Here is a 19,433-nt window from a genome sequence, read left to right as displayed (position 1 = left end):
TCCCACCCCACCCCCGAAAGGTCTTGGTGACCATGTCCGACAAGCTCGTCCCCACGCTGCTCACGGCGCTGATCGTGGTGGTGGTCTTCGCGCTGCTGTGGTGGGGCTGGCGCGGCCGCGTGAAGCGGCAGTCGGGGCTCTCCGAGCTGACGTCCCCACCACGGGACCTGCTGGAGCGCGCCACGGCCCGGGTGGACGGCATGTACGTGGTCACCACCTACACCGATCAGCCGCTCGAGCGGATCGCCCGCCACGGTCTCGGGGTCCGTACCAACGCCGAGGCCGTGGTGGCCCCGGACGGCATCTTCCTGAACCGCCAGGGCGCCCCGGACCTCTTCATCCCGCGCCACGACCTGCGCGCGGTGTCCACCGCGTCCGGGATGGTGGGCAAGTTCGTGGAGCGCGACGGCCTCGTGGTCTTCACGTGGGACCTCGGGGACACCCGCGTGGACACCGGCTTCCGCGCCCGCAGCGGCGAGGAGTCGCACGAGCTGGAGGACGCGGCGTCGGCCCTGCTGGGCGCCTGAGACGCCCCACCGAGACGTAGACACCGGGAGCCGCCACGCCGGCGCTCCCGCACGCTGAACGAAAGGAGTTCACCATGAGCTCACCACGCATCGAACCGGCCGTACTGGTCCTCGAGGACGGCACGGTCTTCGAGGGCCGCGCCTGGGGTGCCACCGGCACCGCCTTCGGCGAGGCGGTCTTCGCGACCGGCATGACCGGTTACCAGGAGACCCTCACCGACCCCTCCTACGCCGGGCAGATCGTCATCCAGACCGCGCCCCACATCGGCAACACCGGGATCAACACCGAGGACATGGAGTCCCGCAGGATCTGGGTCAGCGGGTTCGTGGTCCGGGACCCGGCGCGCCGCCCGTCCAACTGGCGCAGCGAGCGAACCCTGGACGAGGAGCTGGACGCCCAGGGCATCCCCGGCATCCAGGGCCTCGACACCCGCGCGCTCACCCGGCACCTGCGGGACAGGGGCGCCATGCGCGCCGGGATCTTCGCGGGCGACGACGCCGCGCTGCCCGTCGCGCAGCTCGTCCAGCGCGTCACGGAGCAGCCCGGGATGGCCGGGCAGGCGCTCGCCGCGCAGGTCAGCACGGACGAGCCCTACACTGTGGAGCCCGCGGAGCACGGCTGGGACGGGCCCGTGAAGCACACCGTGGTGGCCGTGGACCTCGGGATCAAGTCCATGACCCCGCAGCGCCTGGCCGAGCGCGGTGTGCGCGTGCACGTGGTCCCCGCGGACGCGGACTTCGCCCAGATCCGGCGCCTGGACCCGGACGGCGTGTTCTACTCCAACGGCCCCGGCGACCCCGCCACCGCCGACGAGCAGGTGGCCACCCTGCGCGAGGTGCTCGACGCCCGCATCCCCTTCTTCGGGATCTGTTTCGGCAACCAGCTCCTGGGCCGCGCCCTGGGCTTCGGCACGTACAAGCTCACCTTCGGCCACCGGGGCATCAACCAGCCCGTCAAGGACCTGGCCACCGGGACCGTGGAGATCACGTCCCAGAACCACGGCTTCGCGGTGGACGCGCCCGTGGGGGAGACCGTGACCGCCCCCGAGCAGCGCTACGGCCGGGTCACCGTCTCCCACGTGGGCCTCAACGACAACGTGGTGGAGGGGCTGCGCTGCGAGGACGTCCCCGCGTTCTCCGTGCAGTACCACCCCGAGGCGGCGGCCGGACCCCACGACTCCGCGTACCTCTTCGACCGTTTTGTGGACATGATGGACCGGGCCCCCCAGGGCTCCGGGCCGGAAGCAGGAGACAACTGATGCCCCGCAGGCAAGACCTCAACAGCGTCCTGGTGATCGGCTCCGGGCCCATCGTGATCGGACAGGCCGCGGAGTTCGACTACTCCGGGACCCAGGCCCTGCGCGTCCTCAAGGACGAGGGCCTGCGCGTGATCCTGGTGAACTCCAACCCGGCCACGATCATGACCGACCCCGAGTTCGCGGACGCCACCTACGTGGAGCCCATCACCCCGGAGACGGTCGAGAAGATCATCGCCAAGGAGCGCCCCGACGCCGTCCTGCCCACCCTCGGCGGGCAGACCGCGTTGAACACCGCGCTCGCCCTGGACGCCAACGGCGCCCTGGAGAAGTACGGCGTGGAGCTCATCGGGGCGGACGTGGCCGCGATCAACCTGGGCGAGGACCGCGAGGCGTTCAAGGGCGTCGTCGAACGCTGCGGCGCCGAGTCCGCCCGCTCGGTCATCGTGCACTCCATGGACGAGGCGCTCGCCGCCGCCGAGCAGCTGGGCTACCCCATGGTCGTGCGCCCGTCCTTCACCATGGGCGGGCTGGGCTCGGGACTGGCCTACAACGAGACGGACCTGCACCGCATCGCGGGCGCAGGGATCCAGTACTCGCCCACCTCGGAGGTGCTCCTGGAGGAGTCCATCCTGGGGTGGAAGGAGTACGAGCTGGAGATGATGCGCGACGCCAAGGACAACGTGGTGGTCGTGTGCTCCATCGAGAACGTGGACCCCGTGGGCGTGCACACCGGGGATTCCGTGACCGTGGCCCCGGCACTGACGCTCACGGACCGCGAGTACCAGCGCATGCGGGACATCGCGATCGCCGTGATCCGCGAGGTGGGCGTGGACACCGGCGGCTGCAACATCCAGTTCGCGGTGGAGCCCGCCACGGGGCGCATCGTGGTGATCGAGATGAATCCCCGCGTCTCCCGCTCCTCGGCGCTGGCGTCCAAGGCCACGGGCTTCCCGATCGCCAAGATCGCCACCAAGCTGTCCCTGGGCTACACCCTGGACGAGATCCCCAACGACATCACCCGCAAGACTCCCGCGAGCTTCGAGCCCACGCTGGACTACGTGGTGGTCAAGGTCCCGCGCTTCGCGTTCGAGAAGTTCCCGGCCGCGGACCCCACCCTGACCACGACCATGAAGTCCGTGGGCGAGGCCATGGCGATCGGGCGCAACTTCACGGAGGCGCTGCAGAAGGCCCTGCGCTCCCTCGAGCAGAAGGGCTCGTCCTTCAGCTTCGCGCGCCCTGCCGTGGAGCCCGGGCCCAACACCGTGGCCCGCCTGGTGGAGAGGTGCCGCGAGACCACCACCGAGCGGCTGCGCAACGTGCAGCGCGCTCTGCTGGCCGGGGCCACCGTGGAGCAGGTCTTCGAGGCCACCGCGATCGACCCCTGGTTCCTGGACCAGATCCAGCTGCTCAACGAGACCGCGGACGCGATCCGCGCGGACCCGGACCTGCGGCCCGCCACGCTGCGGGAGGCCAAGCGGCACGGCTTCTCGGACGCGCAGATCGGGGAGCTCGTGCACCTGGACGAGTCCGTGGTGCGCGGCGTGCGTCACGCCCTGGACATCCGCCCGGTGTACAAGACCGTGGACACGTGCGCGGCGGAGTTCGAGGCGTTCACCCCGTACCACTACTCGAGCTACGACCGCGAGACCGAGGTGGCCCCGCACGAGAAGCCCTCGGTGCTGATCCTGGGCTCCGGGCCCAACCGGATCGGGCAGGGCATCGAGTTCGACTACTCGTGCGTGCACGCGTCCATGGTGCTGCGCGGGGCCGGGTACGAGACCGTGATGCTCAACTGCAACCCGGAGACCGTCTCCACGGACTACGACATCTCCACACGCCTGTACTTCGAGCCGCTCACGTTCGAGGACGTCATGGAGGTCGTGGAGGCTGAGCGCCGCTCGGGCGGCCTGCTGGGCGTGTTCGTGCAGCTTGGCGGACAGACCCCGCTCAAGCTCGCCGCGGACCTCAAGGCCGCGGGCGTCCCGATCCTGGGGACGAGCCCCGAGGCCATCGACCTCGCGGAGGACCGCGGGGAGTTCGCCCGCGTGCTCACCGAGGCCGGGCTGCGCCAGCCCAAGAACGGCACGGCCCACGACTTCGCGGAGGCCAGCCGGATCGCCCACGAGATCGGCTACCCCGTGCTCGTGCGCCCCTCGTACGTGCTGGGCGGGCGCGGCATGGAGATCGTCTACGACGAGGCCTCGCTGAAGACCTACCTGGAGAACGCCACCGAGGTCAGCCCCAGCCGGCCCGCGCTGATCGACAAGTTCCTCGAGGACGCCATCGAGATCGACGTGGACGCGCTGTTCGACGGCCGGGAGTGCTACGGGGGCGGGATCATGGAGCACATCGAGGAGGCCGGGATCCACTCCGGGGACTCGGCGTGCGTCCTGCCGCCCATCACGCTGGCCCCGGACGTCGTCGCCCGCGTCCGCGAGGCCACGGAGGCCATCGCCCGCGGCGTGGGGGTCAGGGGACTGATCAACCTGCAGTTCGCGCTCGCCTCGGACGTGCTCTACGTGATCGAGGCGAACCCCCGCGCCTCGCGCACCGTCCCGTTCGTCTCCAAGGCCACGGGCGTGCAGCTGGCCAAGGCCGCGGCGCTGATCGGCACGGGCAGCACGGTTGCCGAGCTGCGGGCGCACGGTGTGCTGCCCGCGCACCACGACGGCACCACCCTGCCCGAGGGCACCCCCACGGCGGTCAAGGAGGTCGTGCTGCCTTTCGCGCGCTTCCGCACCCCCGAGGGCACCGTGGTGGACTCGCTGCTCGGCCCCGAGATGCGCTCCACGGGCGAGGTCATGGGCGTGGACAAGTACTTCGACACCGCGTTCGCCAAGGCCCAGGCCGCGGCGGGCGGGCCGCTGCCCACCTCGGGCTCGCTGTTCGTCTCCGTGGCGAACAAGGACAAGCGCTCGGCCGTGATCCCCGTGAAGATGTTCTCGGACCTCGGCTTCGAGATCGTCTCCACGGGTGGCACCGCGCAGGTGCTGCGCCGCAACGGCATCGAGTCCACGGTGGTCGCGAAGATCGCGGACGCCGAGGGCGACGAGCCCACGATCGCGGACCTGATCACGGACGGGAAGATCGACCTGATCTTCAACACCCCGTCCGGCGGCCAGGCGGCACGCGGGGACGGCTACCAGATCCGCGCGGCGGCCACCTCCGTGGGCGTGCCCACCATGACCACCGTCTCGGAACTCGGGGCCGCGCTGCAGGCGATCACCGCCCAGCGGCAGTACTCGTGGTCCGTGACCTCCCTCCAGGAACACGATCAGACCCTGCGCGAGCGTGCCGCACGGGAGGCCTCCCGTGACTGAGCCGGCTGCCGGGGATCGCCACGACGCGGATTCCCTCGACGACGCCGCCACGTCCGCCGCGGCGCCGCGCGAGCCGTTCGGGGTTCGCCTGGCGCGTGCCATGGCAGAGCGCGGCCCGCTGTGCGTGGGCATCGACCCCCATCCATCCCTGCTGGACGCGTGGGGTCTGCCCGCCACGGCACAGGGGCTCGAGACGTTCTCGCTGCGGGCGCTCGAGGCCGCGGCCGGCCAGGCCGCCGCGGTGAAGCCCCAGGTGGCGCTCTACGAGGCCTGGGGCTCGGCGGGCTTCACGGTGCTCGAACGGGTGCTGCGCGAGGCCGCGGACGCGCAGCTGCTGAGCATCGCGGACGCCAAGCGCGGGGACATCGGCTCCACGATGGCCGCATACGCCGCCGCGTGGCTCTCGGACGACTCCCCGCTGGCCGCCGACGCCGTCACGCTCAGTCCCTACCTCGGGTTCGGGTCCCTGCGTCCGGCCCTGGACCTCGCACGCCGGACCGGGCGCGGCACCTTCGTCCTGGCGCTGACCTCCAACCCCGAGGGGGCCGGCGTCCAGCACGTGGGCGGCGCCGACTCCGTGGCCGGCGGCATCCTCGCCGCGGTGGCCCGCGAGAACGGTGCGGAGCGTGCGGGTGATGACGCGGCGTCGTCGTCGGAGGGGCCGCGGGGCGTCGACCGAGGACGGGGAAGCAATCGTGACCAAATCGTGACGTCGTCCGATGCACCGGGGGGTCTCAGCTCGTGCGGCGTGGTCATCGGCGCCACGGTGGGGGAGGCCCTCGAACGCCTGGGCCTCGACCTGCGTATCCTGAACGGGCCGATCCTGGCCCCCGGGTACGGGGCGCAGGGCGCGGACGCGGACGCCGTGGCCACGGTGTTCGGGCAGGTCAGGGGCACAGTCCTGGCGAACTCCTCGCGCGGTGTCCTGGCCCACGGCCCGAGCGTGCGCTCCCTGCGCGAGGCGGTCGAGCGCGCCAGGGGGGAGCTCTCGGAGGCCCTCCAGGAGCGGTGAGCGCGCCGCAGGACGCCCCGAACAGCGCGTGACGGCGCCCGTCGGGGGCGTCCTGCGTGTTTACGCGGGCAAATGCGTCGGGTACTTTCGTGCTGACGGTTCCCGCGCACCAACCCCCGGTCCACGGTGCGCGGCAGGGCCGGAGGGCTATCAGGAGGAGAGCTGGGCATGGCACTGCGGCCACTGACCGACGAAGAGCGCGCCCGCGCGCGCGACAAGGCCACCGCGGCACGGACTGCACGCGCCGAGATCAAGAAGTCCCTGCGGGACGGCTCCATGAGCGTGGCCGAGGTGCTGCGCCGGGGCGAGGAGGACGAGGCGGTCAGCCGCCTCAAGGTCACCGAGCTGCTCGAGGCGACCCCCGGGATCGGGAAGGTCCGCTCGGCGGCGATCATGGAGCAGATCGGGATCGCGGCCACGCGGCGCGTGCGCGGGCTGGGCCAGCACCAGCGGCGCGCCCTGGTGGACTACCTGGACCGCTGACCCGCCACGCGGACCCCGCAGGCCACGGTTGGTACAGTGACGGGCGAGCCCCGTGCTCCACCCGTTCCCGCCTGCCAGGAGGTATCCGTGTCCCCGTCGCCCACCGTGACCGTTCTCGCCGGCCCCACGGCCGTGGGGAAAGGAACGGTGTCCACGTACGTGAGGGATCACTACCCGGACGTGTGGCTGTCCGTCTCCGCAACCACCCGCGCACCTCGCCCCGGGGAGGTGGACGGCGTGCACTACTTCTTCGTGGACGACGCCGAGTTCGACCGGATGGTCGACGAGCACGACCTGTTGGAGTGGGCCGTGGTGCACAACCTCCACCGCTACGGCACGCCCCGGCACAAGGTGGAGGAGGCGCTGGCCGCGGGTCGCAGCGTGCTGCTGGAGATCGACCTGCAGGGTGCGCGCAGCATCCGGCAGGCCATGCCGGAGGCACAGTTCGTGTTCCTGGCCCCGCCGAGCTGGGACGAGATGGTGCACCGGCTCGTGGGCCGCGGCACCGAGACCCCCGAGCAGCAGCAGCGCAGGCTGGAAACGGCTAAACTGGAACTCGCGGCGCAACCCGAGTTCGACCACACGGTCGTCAACGACACCGTGGAGCGCGCCGCCGCAGAGCTTGTGGCCCTCATGGGGCTGCCGGGCGACGCCAAGCGCTGACCGCGCCGTCGCCCCCGCGGGGCCGGGACCGGCCCGCTCGAGAACGACCGACACCACCGTCCACCACAGGAGTCAGAGAACACGTGAGCACGAACAACGAAGGCATCGTCAACCCGCCCGTCGATCGGCTGCTCGACAAGACCGACTCCAAGTACGGACTCGTGATCTTCGGTGCCCGCCGTGCCCGCCAGATCAACGCCTACTACTCCCAGCTGCACGAGGGTCTGTTCGAGTACGTGGGTCCGCTCGTGGACACCCAGCTCAACGAGAAGCCGCTGTCCATCGCCTTCCGCGAGATCGACGAGGGCCTGATCGAGGCCGACCACATCGCCCACGCCGGGTTCACCCCCAACGGCCAGCTGATCAGCGACGAGCCCACCGCCACCGACATGTTCACCGGCGACTTCTTCGCCCAGGCCCAGGAGCAGGACGGCACCGCGGTGTTCTCCGACGGCGTGGAGCTGTCCGAGACCGCGACCACCGAGGACGCCGACGCCGTGTCCGCCGAGGCCACCACGGAGACCGCGGCCGAGGAGTCCCCCGAGGCCTCCGCGGAGTCCTCCGAGCAGTGACGCAGCCGGACACCGGCACCGCCCCCGTCCCCTCCCGGCCCGCGCCGCTGCGCGTGGTGCTGGGCGTGGGCGGGGGCATTGCCGCATACAAGGCGGCCCTGCTCTCCCGGCTGTTCTCCGAGGCGGGGCACCACGTGGTGCCCATGCCCACCCGTGCGGCCCTGGAGTTCGTGGGCGCGCCCACGTGGGAGGCGCTCACGGGGGAGCCCGTCTCGGACTCGGTCTTCGACCGCGTGGACACCGTCAACCACGTGGCGCAGGGCCAGGCCGCGGATCTCGTGGTGATCGCCCCGGCCACTGCGGACCTCATGGCGCGGGTGGCGCACGGCCTCGCGGACGACCTGCTCACCACCACGGTGCTCGCCACCTCCGCACCGGTGCTGCTGGCGCCCGCGATGCACACCGAGATGTGGCTCAACCCGGCCACCCAGCGCAACGTGGCCCTGCTGCGCGAGCACGGCCACACCGTGCTGGACCCGGCGACCGGTCGTCTCACGGGCACGGACAGCGGCCCCGGGCGGCTGCCCGAGCCGCAGCAGATCCTCGACGCCGCCCTGGCCCTGGTGGACCGCGACCACCCGGGGAGCGCCGGAGCCGCGGCTCCCGCCCACGACGCCGGGCACCCCGACGCCGCAGCCGGTGAGGCACTGGGCGAGACCGCTCCGCACGGCACCGCGGCGGGCGGTTCCGCGCCCCACGACGCCGCACACTTGCCCTCCTCGCCCGTTGCCGGGCCCCTGACGGGCCGCCGCGTGCTGGTCACGGCCGGCGGCACACGGGAGGCGCTGGACCCGGTGCGCTTCCTGGGCAACCGCTCCTCGGGCAAGCAGGGCGTAGCCCTCGCCGAGGCCGCGCGGGACGCGGGCGCGCAGGTGCACCTGATTGCCGCCCACGTCGAGACCGACCTGCCGCAGGGAGTGGAGACCACCCGGGTGTCCTCGGCGCACGAGCTCGAGGCGGCCACGCTGCGGGCGGCGGGGGACAGCGACGTCGTGGTCATGGCGGCGGCCGTGGCGGACTTCCGCCCGGCGTCCGTGGGGGAGCACAAGATGAAGAAGTCCGAGGACGGCACGGACCCCGTGATCCGCCTGGTGCGCAACCCCGACATCCTGCGGGCCGTGGTGGCGCAGCGCGACGAGCGCGGCCTGGCGCAGCTCGTGGTGGGCTTCGCCGCGGAGACCGGGGACGCCGAGCACTCCGTGCTGGACTTCGGCCGGGCCAAGCTGCGGCGGAAGGGGTGCGACCTGCTCGTGCTCAACGAGGTGGGCACGGACAAGGTGTTCGGCCGGGACGAGACCGAGGTGACCGTGCTCTCCGCCCGTTCCGCGGAGGAGCCCACAGCGCACGGATCCAAACGGGACGTGGCGCGGTTCGTGGTGGAGCGCATTGGCCACGAACTGGGTGTCCGAGCCGACGGGTAGTCTGGTGGGCGTGAGCGCATCGAGTGAACACCTGAGAATCTTCACGTCCGAGTCCGTGACCGAGGGTCACCCGGACAAGATCTGCGACCAGATCTCGGACTCCATCCTGGACGAGCTGCTGCGGGAGGACCCCGACTCCTCCGTGGCGGTGGAGACCATGGTCACCACCGGGCTCGTGCACGTGGCGGGCGAGGTCAAGACGGACGCGTACGTGGAGATCCCGCACATCGTGCGCAAGACCCTGCTGGACATCGGGTACAACTCCGCGGTGCACGGCTTCGACGGCGAGTTCTGCGGTGTGTCCATCAGCGTGGGGGAGCAGTCCCACGAGATCTACGACGGCGTGTTCAACTCCCTCGAGGAGCGCACCGGTGTGGCCAAGGACCCCCGGGACGCCCAGGGTGCCGGGGACCAGGGCATCATGTTCGGCTACGCCTCGGACGAGACCGAGGCACTCATGCCGGCGCCCATCCTGCTGGCCCACCGGCTCTCCGAGCAGCTCACGCGCGTGCGCAAGACCGCCGTGCTGCCCGAGCTGCGCCCGGACGGCAAGACCCAGGTGACCCTGGGCTACGACGGCCACACCCCGGTCTCGGTGGACACCGTGGTCGTCTCCTCCCAGCACGCCGAGAACTACGACCTCGATCAGCTCACCCGGGACATCACCACGTGCGTGATCGACCCCGTGCTCGGGGACTCCGGCCTGGACCTCTCGGGCACCCGGATCATCGTGAACCCCGCGGGCAACTTCGTGCGCGGCGGGCCCGTGGGGGACGCCGGGCTCACCGGGCGCAAGATCATCGTGGACACCTACGGCGGCATGGCCCGCCACGGCGGCGGCGCGTTCTCCGGCAAGGACCCCTCCAAGGTGGACCGCTCCGCGGCCTACGCCATGCGCTGGGTGGCCAAGAACGTGGTGGCCGCCGGTCTCGCGCGCCGCGCGGAGGTGCAGGTGGCCTACGCGATCGGCCAGGCGCACCCCGTGGGCCTGTACGTGGAGACGTTCGGCACCGAGACCGTGGACCCCGTGCGCATCGAGAAGGCCATCACGGAAGTCTTCGACCTGCGCCCGCTCGCCATCATCGAGGACCTGGACCTGAAACGTCCCATCTACGCCAAGACGGCCGCGCACGGGCACTTCGGCCGCACCGATCCCGACTTCACGTGGGAGCGCACCGACCGGGTGCAGGAGCTGCGTTCCGCCGCGGGGCTGTGAGCCCGGGGGGCGCTCACCCCGAGCCGGGGGAGCAGTCCGGCACCGGCACGCGGCCGTCGGCCCACGCCGCGCCGTCGCCCCGGGACGAGGACGCCGCACAGGCCCCGGACCCGGCGGACGGTGGACAGCTGACCCTGAGCGGGTTGCCCGCGGTTCCCGCCCCACGCCCCCGGGCTTCGGGACGGAGCCCACGCCGGGCGTTCGGCTCCGACGGGGTGGCCTCCGCGCTCCCCGTGGCCAAGGTGCTGCTGGAGGCCTACGTCCCGCACCTGGACCGGGTCTTCGACTACCGGGTGACCGCGGCGCTGCACGAGCAGGCCGTGGTGGGCTCGAAGGTGTCCGTGATCTTCTCCGGACGGAAGATGTCCGGGTGGGTTGTGGACCGGGTGGCGCACACGGATGTCCCCGAGGACCGGCTGCTGCCGCTGCGCCGCGTGCTCAGCCCGCTGCCCGTCGCCCGGCCCGAAATCGTGGAGCTCGCGCAGGCCGTGGCGGACCGCTGCGCGGGCACCGCCGCGGACGTGCTGCGGGTGGCCATCGCCCCACGGGTGGCTCGCGTGGACAAGGAGTTCACCACCGAGCCGCAGACCTCCGAGGATCCCGCCACGGGCACCCCCTCCGACGCCGACCTCACGGACAATGACGACGACTCGGGTGCCACGACCTCGACAACGGCGGATGCCCCGGACGTGGCGACGCTGACCGTCCCTGACACGTCGGTGTGGGAGCACTACGAGCGGGGCCCGGAGTTCATCGGCGCCGTGGCCGCAGGCACGGACGCGCGCGCCGTGGTGGAGGTGCTGCCCTCGGCGGAGGACCACGACTGGGCGGTGCTGACCGCGAACGCGATGGCCACGGCGTACGCCGCGGGTCGCGGTGCGGTGGGCGTGGTCGCGGACCACAAGGCCCTGGAGCGGCTCGAGACGGCGCTGCACGCGCTCGTGGGCGAGAGCGCCGTCGTCCGGCTGCATGCCGGGGACGGGCCCACGCCGCGCTACCGGGGTTTCCTGGACCTCGCCCTGGGCCGCAAGCGGCTGGCGGTGGGGACCCGCTCGGCGGCCTACGCGCCCGTGCAGGACCTCGCGCTGGTGTGCTGCCACGACGACGGGGACGTGAACTTCGTGGAGCAGCGCGCCCCGTACCAGCACACCCGGGACGTGCTGCTGCTGCGCGCCCGGCAGCAGGGGCTGGCCGCGCTGCTCACCGGGTACGCCGTGAGCCCGGAGGCGCAGCGGCTCGTGGCCACGGGCTGGGCGTGGCGGGTGGCACCCCCGCGCGCGGAGCTGCGCCGGTTCTCCCCGCGCATCGAGGCGACGTCGGACTCCTTCAACACCGAGCGCGACCCCCTGGCGGCCCGGGCACGCCTGCCGCACGAGGCGTTCCGCGTGGCGCGGGCGGGGCTGGAACGCGGCCCCGTGCTGGTGCAGGTGGCGCGCAAGGGCTACGCGCCGGTGCTCGCGTGCCAGCGCTGCCGCACGCCCGCACGGTGCGCTGCGTGCGACGGGCCGCTCGCCCTGGGGTCCGCGAACGCGGTGCCCGTGTGCACGTGGTGCGGCAAGCAGGCCCACGACTGGCGGTGCGTGGAGTGCGGGTTCACCCGGGTGCGGCTGAGCTCGGTGGGGGCCGGGCGGACGGCCGAGGAGCTGGGCCGCGCGTTCCCCCAGGTGCCCGTGATCTCCTCCAGCGACCGCACGGTGCGCGCGCGGGTGGGTCCTGCCCCGGCACTCGTGGTGGCCACGCCGGGTGCTGAGCCCGTGGCCGAGGGCGGGTACGCGGCGGCCCTGCTGCTGGACGGCAACCAGATGCTCGCCCGGCCCTGGCTGCGGGCCGAGGAGCAGACCCTGCGCCGGTGGTGCAACGCCGCCGCGCTCGTCCGTGCGTCCTCGCGCGGGGGCACGGTGGTGGTCACCGCGGACCAGGACCGCGCGGTCGCCGCCCTCGTGCGCTGGGACCCGGCCGGGCACTCCGCGCGCGAGCTCCAGGAGCGCCACGAACTGGGCCTGCCCCCGGCGGTGCGCACGGCCGCCCTCACGGGGACCCGCGAGGCGGTGGCGGCCACGCTGCGGGATCTGCGGCTGCCGGAGCGCGTGCGCGTGGTGGGCCCTGTACCCGTGGAGATCGCGGCCGGCAACGGCGCGGACCTCGCGGACGCCGACGCCGGGCAATCGCGTGTTGAGACCCTCGACGGGCTCGGTCACACCGTGCCCGACGCCGCGGAGCGCGGGGACGGAGGCCGTCACGGGCCCGGACACGCTGCTGACCGCCCGTACCGCGCACTGCTGTTCTTCGGCTTCGGGATCGCCCCGCACGTCACCGCCGCCCTGCGGGCGGAGAAGGCGCGGGCCTCGGCGCTGCGGGAGCACGCGCCGGTCACCGTGCGCTGCGACGTCGCCGACCTGCTGTGAGCTGACGACTACCGGCAATGGATCGCGAGTTCCGCGCGTCGGGGCTCTCCAGCCCCCCGTGGTTGCCCCGGTGGCTGCGTTGCGGGGATCAGGGGAGGGACGCTCAGGTGTGCGCCGGGCCCCAAGTCCGAGCCCTCAAGTCGCTCAGCCGCGCTGGTGGAGTTCCTGGGCCAGGGCCAGCAGTTCCCGGGCCGAGTCCTGCCACGTGTGCTCGCGGATCCGGTGCAGCCCCGCGAGGACACGCTCCCGGGCGAGGGCCGGGTCGGTGAGCTCGCGCACCCGGGCGGCGAACGCGGCGGCGTCGTCCGCGGGGGCGTAGCCGGCGGCGTCCCCGGCGACCTCGCGGAAGATCGGCAGCTCCGAGCACACCACGGGCGCGCCCTGCGCGAAGGCCTCCACGAGCGGCAGCCCGTAGCCCTCGGCGCGGGACGCCGTGACGAGCGCGGCGCACGAGCCCAGCAGCTCGCGGTACTCGTCCTCGGTGACGCCGCGGTGGAAGACCACGCGCGCACCGGGGGGAACCTGCGCCCGCAGCTCGGCCTCGCATGCGGGAGAGATGCGGGACAGCAGGTGCAGCGTGTGCCCGGGCAGGTGTGCCATGGCGCGCAGCAGGGCCGCCACGTTCTTGTACGGCAGGAACGAGCCCATGTACACGAGGTTCGTGCCGCGCGTCTCGAGCCGGGCGAGCGCCTCCGCCTCGGGGATCCCGGACGACGGCGCCGCATTGGCAATCACCCGCACGTCCCGCTTCGTGAGGCGGTGCGCGAGGATCTGCTCGCGCGAGGTCACCGAGACCGTGGCCACCGCGTCCGCCCGGTTGAGCGTGAGCCGCTGCGGCCACCACGCGCGGTGGTATGCGCGCCACCCCCACTGCACCGGCAGCGGCAGGTCCCCCGGAGGCTGCGGGTGCTCGTAGTAGATCAGGTCGTGCAGCGTGAGGACCAGGCGGTAGCGCCGCCCCAGGGAGCCCATGGTCTGCATGGGGGAGAACACGACGTCGGGCGCGTACCTGTTCACGTACTGCGCGGCGAGCACCTCCGCGGCAGACGTGACGGACGGGCCCCTCAGCACGGCAACGCCCTCCGGGACGAACGCCCGCTGCGCGGGATCGCTGATCAGCGCGCAGAGCCGCACCCGCGGATCCGCCGCGACCAGCCGGGCGGTGGCCGCGAGCAGCTGGGTGCTGTACCGGCTGATCCCGTCGTGGTGGTCCGTGCGGATGTAGCGCGCGTCGAAGAGCAGCCTCACCGGCGGGACCCCCCGGACTCTTTGGACGTCCCGGGCTCCCCCGACAGGCCCCGGGCGCGGGTCTCCCGCCGGAACTGCCGGGCGCTCGCGGCGCGGTCCACGGCGGGCAGCATGCCGGTGAGCTGGTCCGGGGTGGACTCGGTGGTGTCCGCGAGGGGGAGCGTGTCGTAGCCCTCCAGCGGTTCGGGGGCGGGGGCCCCCAGGAAGTCCTCGATCAGCGCGGCCGCGGTCTCCGGTGCCTCGTAGTGGATGAGGTGGCCCACGGCGGGGATGATCTCCAGGCGGTGGCTGCGGATCCACGAGGCCATGGTGCGCTGGGAGCCCACGGAGCCGAGGTCGTCCAGCTCCCCCACGAGCAGCAGGGTGGGCATGCTCAGGTTCATGGCCACCTCGGCGACGGTGCGGGAGATGGAGGCGTCGTAGGCCTGGGAGAGGACCTCCCGGTTCGCGAAGGTGTTGAAGTACGCCTGATGCTGGCGCAGCGCGTAGTGCTTGACATCGGGATCGTCGGACTTGACCATCACGTCCGTCATGAGCTTGACCACCGCGTTGGAGGACAGCAACCGGGTGCCCAGGCGGCGGGGCAGCGCGGAGCCGGCACCGTAGTAGAGGCGCGTGAGCTTGGTGAGGCTCTTCTGGTCCCCGGCCAGCGCGGGCTGGGAGATGGGGTTGATGAGCACCAGCCGCTCCACCATGGACGGGTGCTCGGCGGCGAAGTGCGCGGCCAGGATGGAGCCGAAGGAGTGCCCCGCGAGCACCACGCCCGTGCCGGAGTCCGGGGACACGGCGCCGTCGGTCAGGGTGATGAGGAAGTCCCGGACGAAACGCACGTACTCGGCCACGGAGTGCTCCCGGTCCGGGAACGGCTCGGAGCGGCCGAAACCCGGCAGGTCGGGGACCACCACGTGGTACTTCTCGCGCAGTGCCGTGGCGATCAGCTGCAGCCCGTGGTGGTCCCCGCGGAAGCCGTGGAGCATCACCAGCAGGGGCTTGCGCTCCTTGTCCGCGTCGTAGAACCAGTACCGCACGCGGTATCCGTCCAGTTCCACGCTGCGGCGTTCGGCGTAGGGGTTGTCCACGGGTCCTCCATCCATCCGGCATCGGCGCCCCCATGGTAGCGGCGCCCGGTGCACGCGGGCCGGGATGCGGCCTGGTCTAAACTGGGAGGGATCCCCACACATCCACGCGGGGGACCGCGCTGCCGCCTCGACACCCGAGCCCTGGCACCCGCCCGGCCCCGTGAACCCTGAAGGCGAGGCACGTGAGCGAGCAGAGCACCCCGGAGGCGGGCACCGACTACGACGTCCAGCGGATCGAGGCCACCTGGTCCGGCTACTGGGACGAGCACCGCGTCTACACGCCCGCCGACGACGGCTCCGCGCAGCGGCGCTACGTCCTGGACATGTTCCCCTACCCCTCCGGGGACCTGCACATGGGCCACGCGGAGGCGTTCGCCATGGGGGACGTGGTGGCCCGCTACTGGATGCATCGCGGCTACGACGTGATGCACCCCGTGGGCTGGGACTCCTTCGGGCTGCCCGCGGAGAACGCGGCCATCAAGCGCGACGCCCACCCGGCCGAGTGGACCTACCGCAACATCGACACCCAGCGGGAGTCCTTCAAGCGCTACGCCATCAGCGCGGACTGGGACCGGGAGATCCACACCTCGGACCCCGAGTACTACCGGTGGACGCAGTGGCTGTTCCTGCAGTTCTACTCCCACGGCCTCGCGTACCGGAAGGACTCGCCGGTCAACTGGTGCCCCAAGGACCAGACCGTGCTGGCCAACGAGCAGGTGGTCAACGGCGCCTGCGAGCGCTGCCACACCCCGGTGACCAAGAAGTCCCTGAACCAGTGGTACTTCAAGATCACGGACTACGCCCAGCGGCTGCTGGACGACATGGCCGAGCTGGAGGGGCACTGGCCCGAGCGCGTGCTGGCCATGCAGCGCAACTGGATCGGTCGCTCCGAGGGCGCGCACGTGAACTTCGTGATCGAGGGCGCCCCCGCCGAGGGCGCCGACGCCTCGGACACCTCCGGGCGCACCGTCACCGTGTTCACCACCCGCCCGGACACCCTCTACGGCGCCACGTTCTGCGTGGTGGCCGCGGACGCGGCCGTGGCCGAGGAGGTCGTGGCCCCGGAGCAGGCTGAGGCGCTCGCCGCGTACCGGGAGCAGGTCAAGGCGCTGTCGGACATCGAGCGCCAGGCCTCGGACCGGGAGAAGACCGGTGTGTTCCTGGGCCGCCACGCGGTGAACCCGCTGACCGGGGAGAAGCTGCCGGTGTGGGCCTCGGACTACGTGCTCGCGGACTACGGCACGGGCGTGATCATGGCGGTGCCCGCCCACGACCAGCGGGACCTGGACTTCGCCCGGGCGTTCGAGCTGCCCGTGCGCACCGTGCTGGACAGCGGCGAGGAGGACCCCGCGGTCACGGGCGTGGCCGCCACCGGCGACGGCACCCTGGTGAACTCCGGGCCCCTGGACGGCCTGCCCCGGGCCGAGGCGGTGGAGAAGGCCATCGAGATCGTCACGGAGGCCGGCACCGGCGAGCGCCACGTGAACTTCCGGCTGCGGGACTGGCTGCTGTCCCGGCAGCGCTTCTGGGGTGCCCCCATCCCGATCATCCACTGCGCCTCCTGTGGCGAGGTCCCGGTGCCCGAGGACCAGCTGCCCGTGCGCCTGCCCGAGGACCTGCGCGGTGAGCAGCTGGCGCCCAAGGGGCAGAGCCCGCTCGCGGCGGCGTCGGACTGGGTGAACGTGGAGTGCCCCGCGTGCGGCGGGCCCGCGAAGCGTGACACCGACACCATGGACACGTTCGTGGACTCGTCCTGGTACTACCTGCGCTACACGTCCCCGCACGACGAGGCCGCGCCGTTCGACCGCGCCGCGGTGGACCGCTGGCTGCCGGTGGACCAGTACGTGGGCGGTGTGGAGCACGCGATCCTGCACCTGCTGTACTCGCGGTTCTTCACCAAGGCCCTCTATGACTTCGGCCTGGTCGGGTTCACGGAGCCGTTCAAGGCGCTGCTGAACCAGGGCCAGGTGCTCAACGGCGGCAAGGCGATGTCCAAGTCCCTGGGCAACGGCGTGGACCTGGGTGAGCAGCTGGACGCGTTCGGCGTGGACGCGGTGCGCCTGACCATGGTGTTCGCGTCCCCGCCCGAGGACGACGTGGACTGGGCGGACGTCTCTCCGCAGGGCTCCCAGAAGTTCCTGGCCCGGGCGTGGCGCCTGGCGCAGGACTGCACGGCGGATCCTGCCGCGCCGTTCGCGGAGGGTGACAAGGCGCTGCGCAGCGCCACCCACAGGACCGTGGCGGACGCCGAGCAGCTGCTGGACTCCGGCAAGTTCAACGTGGTGATCGCCCGCACCATGGAACTGGTGAACGTGACCCGCAAGGCCATCGACTCCGGGTGCGGTCCCGCCGATCCCGCGGTGCGCGAGGCGGTGGAGGCCGTGGCCATCCTGCTGAGCCTCGTGGCCCCGTACACCGCGGAGGACATGTGGCACCTGATCGGCCACGAGGACACCGTGGTGCGCGCCCCGTGGCCCGCCGTGGATCCCGCGCTGCTCGTGGAGGACACCGTGACCGCCGTGGTGCAGATCAAGGGCAAGGTGCGCGACCGCCTGCAGGTCCCCGCGGACATCTCCGACGAGGACCTCGAGGCCGCGGCCATGGGCTCCGAGGTGGTCCAGCGGCTGCTGTCCGAGGCCACGGTGCGCAAGGTCATCGTGCGCGCCCCCAAGCTCGTGAACATCGTGGTCTGATGACCGGCCACGGTTCCCGGAGCCCGTCCGCCCGCTCGCACGAGGGGGAGGGCGGGCTCCGCCCGTTCCCGGCCCGACCCGGCGTGGCGGCCGCCCCGGCCCCCGGGGACGACGACGCCGTCGCCCGCCGCGTGGCCGTGGTCACCGACAGTGCCGCGGCCCTGCCCGACTCCTGGCGGCACGCGTTCGAGACCGCCGGCGGGTTCGCGCTCGTGGACATGCCCGTGCTGATCGGCGGGCAGCTGCACACGGAGGACGAGGCGGACCGGGCCTCCTCCCTGGTGGTCGCGCTCGCGGAGGGTCGGCCCGTGACCACCTCCCGGCCCGCTCCGGGTCGGACGCGTGCCGCGTACCGGGGCTTCGAGGAGGCCGGGTTCGAGGCCGTGGTCTCGGTGCACCTCTCGGGCGAGCTCTCCGGCACGGTGGGGGCCGCGCGGATCGCGCGGCAGGACATCGGGATCCCCGTGCGCATCGTGGACACCGCGAGCGCCGGTCTGGCGCAGGGCCTGGGGGTGCGCGCGGCGCTGGAGGAGGCGGCGTCGGGAGCGGGGATCGACGACGTCGCCCGCGCGGCTCACGAGGCGTCCGCCCGTGCCCAGGTGCTGATCCAGGTGCGCTCCCTCGAGACGCTGCGCCGCGGCGGGCGGGTGAACCCCACCACGGCGAGGGTGGGCTCCGTGCTGCAGATCAAGCCGCTGCTGAGCCTGGCCGAGGGGAAGATCGTCACCGTGGAGCGCCCGGTGTCCCTGTCGCGCGCGCAGCAGCGGTTCATGGTGCTCGCGGGGGAGGCGCTGCGGGACGCGGAGCCCCAGCACCCGGTGCTGTGCGTGCACCACGTGGCGGATCCGCACGGTGCCCGCGAGATCGGGGAGGTGCTCGTGGACCGGTACCGTCCGGACGCGGAGCTGGTGCTCAGCGAGCTGCCCCCGGTGCTCAGCGCCCACGTGGGGCTGGGGACGAAGGCGGCGGTCGTGGAGGGGCCTACCTCCAGCCCGGTCACGCACGGTGTGAAGGCTCCCCAGTCCGGGGCGTGACGGTTTCCCTGCGTCCGGTCTCCACAGATGCGTCCCGCCCCGCGGTGCCCGGTGAGCGGGCGCGGTGGAGTGGGGTGCATGACTGGGATCGACTTCAGGGGACGGCGCAGGTTCCGGGACAGTGACGCCACCGAGCGGTTGAGCGCGCTGCTGGGGGAGGACCGGGCGGCCGGTGGGTCGCACGCCGCGCGCGGGGGTGAGGCGCGGTCTTACGACACGGAGGCGGATCACTGCGGGGAGCGGGAGCCCCTGTCGCCACCCGAGGATCCCTCCGGCGGTTCGGACCGACCCACCGCCGCGTCCTCCGATCCCGACGCGCACTCCCGGCACCGCGAGGACGTGACGGTGCGCAGGAACCTGAACCGCCCGGCCCTGGTGCTGCTGTGCGTGGCGCTGCTCGTGGCACTGGGGGCGGGATGCGCTGCCCTGCTGAGCGGCGGTGGGGACCAGGACGCCGTGATTGCCTCCGCCGATGCCTCCCCGGCGAGCGGCGCTAAAGGT

Annotated in this window: 15 protein-coding genes; 13 read left to right on the top strand and 2 right to left on the bottom strand. The window is 72.6% G+C overall.

Annotation, left to right across the window (positions count from 1 at the left end):
- From CWC38_RS06105 to CWC38_RS06060, 10 genes are all read left to right on the top strand, one after another.
- Positions 1-527 (top strand): PH-like domain-containing protein (locus CWC38_RS06105; protein WP_338067521.1); only part of this gene is annotated, 527 nt, incomplete at its 5' end.
- 74 nt (positions 528-601) lie between these two features.
- The gene (gene carA / locus CWC38_RS06100) at positions 602-1,786 is read left to right on the top strand and encodes a glutamine-hydrolyzing carbamoyl-phosphate synthase small subunit (protein WP_121845927.1); all 1,185 of its coding nucleotides are present in this window, start codon (positions 602-604) and stop codon (positions 1,784-1,786) included.
- The gene (gene carB, locus CWC38_RS06095; protein WP_121845926.1) at positions 1,786-5,106 is read left to right on the top strand and encodes a carbamoyl-phosphate synthase large subunit; all 3,321 of its coding nucleotides are present in this window, start codon (positions 1,786-1,788) and stop codon (positions 5,104-5,106) included. Before carA ends, carB begins: the two co-directional genes overlap by 1 nt.
- Entirely contained in the window at positions 5,099-6,118 is a 1,020-nt protein-coding gene (gene pyrF, locus CWC38_RS06090) for an orotidine-5'-phosphate decarboxylase (RefSeq protein WP_121845925.1), read from the top strand. The genes carB and pyrF overlap by 8 nt, the downstream gene beginning before the upstream one ends.
- A 168-nt stretch (positions 6,119-6,286) precedes the next feature.
- Positions 6,287-6,601 carry an integration host factor, actinobacterial type gene (gene mihF, locus CWC38_RS06085; RefSeq protein ID WP_121845924.1) on the top strand — a complete coding sequence of 105 codons (315 nt, stop codon included), beginning with the start codon at positions 6,287-6,289 and terminating at the stop codon, positions 6,599-6,601.
- Positions 6,602-6,688: 87 nt separating this feature from the next.
- A complete protein-coding gene (gmk, locus tag CWC38_RS06080; RefSeq protein ID WP_121845923.1) occupies positions 6,689-7,264 on the top strand; it encodes a guanylate kinase in 576 nt (191 codons plus the stop codon).
- Between the two features lie 83 nt (positions 7,265-7,347).
- Positions 7,348-7,836, top strand: coding sequence for a DNA-directed RNA polymerase subunit omega (rpoZ, locus tag CWC38_RS06075; RefSeq protein WP_121845922.1), 489 nt, complete (start codon positions 7,348-7,350; stop codon positions 7,834-7,836).
- Between the two features lie 47 nt (positions 7,837-7,883).
- Entirely contained in the window at positions 7,884-9,257 is a 1,374-nt protein-coding gene (locus CWC38_RS06070; RefSeq protein WP_121845929.1) for a bifunctional phosphopantothenoylcysteine decarboxylase/phosphopantothenate synthase, read from the top strand.
- A gap of 10 nt (positions 9,258-9,267) precedes the next feature.
- Positions 9,268-10,473, top strand: a complete 1,206-nt coding sequence (gene metK / locus CWC38_RS06065) for a methionine adenosyltransferase (protein ID WP_121845928.1) — start codon at positions 9,268-9,270, stop codon at positions 10,471-10,473.
- The gene (locus tag CWC38_RS06060; RefSeq protein WP_165860357.1) at positions 10,470-12,878 is read left to right on the top strand and encodes a primosomal protein N' family DNA-binding protein; all 2,409 of its coding nucleotides are present in this window, start codon (positions 10,470-10,472) and stop codon (positions 12,876-12,878) included. Before metK ends, CWC38_RS06060 begins: the two co-directional genes overlap by 4 nt.
- A 144-nt stretch (positions 12,879-13,022) precedes the next feature.
- Here CWC38_RS06060 and CWC38_RS06055 read toward each other — a convergent pair whose 3' ends face one another.
- Together CWC38_RS06055 and CWC38_RS06050 are read right to left on the bottom strand one after the other, a co-directional pair.
- Positions 13,023-14,126, bottom strand: coding sequence for a glycosyltransferase (locus CWC38_RS06055; RefSeq protein ID WP_121845921.1), 1,104 nt, complete (start codon positions 14,124-14,126; stop codon positions 13,023-13,025).
- Positions 14,123-15,205 (bottom strand): alpha/beta fold hydrolase, encoded by a 1,083-nt coding sequence (locus CWC38_RS06050; RefSeq protein ID WP_121845920.1) that lies wholly within the window; start codon positions 15,203-15,205, stop codon positions 14,123-14,125. Before CWC38_RS06050 ends, CWC38_RS06055 begins: the two co-directional genes overlap by 4 nt.
- A 182-nt stretch (positions 15,206-15,387) precedes the next feature.
- Between CWC38_RS06050 and leuS the strand changes: the two genes are divergently transcribed.
- The 3 genes from leuS to CWC38_RS06035 all read left to right on the top strand — a co-directional run.
- The gene (leuS, locus tag CWC38_RS06045; protein ID WP_121845919.1) at positions 15,388-17,898 is read left to right on the top strand and encodes a leucine--tRNA ligase; all 2,511 of its coding nucleotides are present in this window, start codon (positions 15,388-15,390) and stop codon (positions 17,896-17,898) included.
- Positions 17,898-18,932 (top strand): DegV family protein, encoded by a 1,035-nt coding sequence (locus tag CWC38_RS06040; protein WP_121845918.1) that lies wholly within the window; start codon positions 17,898-17,900, stop codon positions 18,930-18,932. Before leuS ends, CWC38_RS06040 begins: the two co-directional genes overlap by 1 nt.
- A 78-nt stretch (positions 18,933-19,010) precedes the next feature.
- The coding region (locus tag CWC38_RS06035) for a hypothetical protein (protein WP_206059864.1) at positions 19,011-19,433 on the top strand (423 nt) is incomplete at its 3' end.

It is taken from the genome of Kocuria tytonicola, assembly GCF_003687455.1.
Lineage (GTDB): Bacteria > Actinomycetota > Actinomycetes > Actinomycetales > Micrococcaceae > Kocuria > Kocuria tytonicola.
Note: the sequence above shows the minus strand (reverse complement) of the source record. Positions and strands in the feature narration are given on the sequence as shown.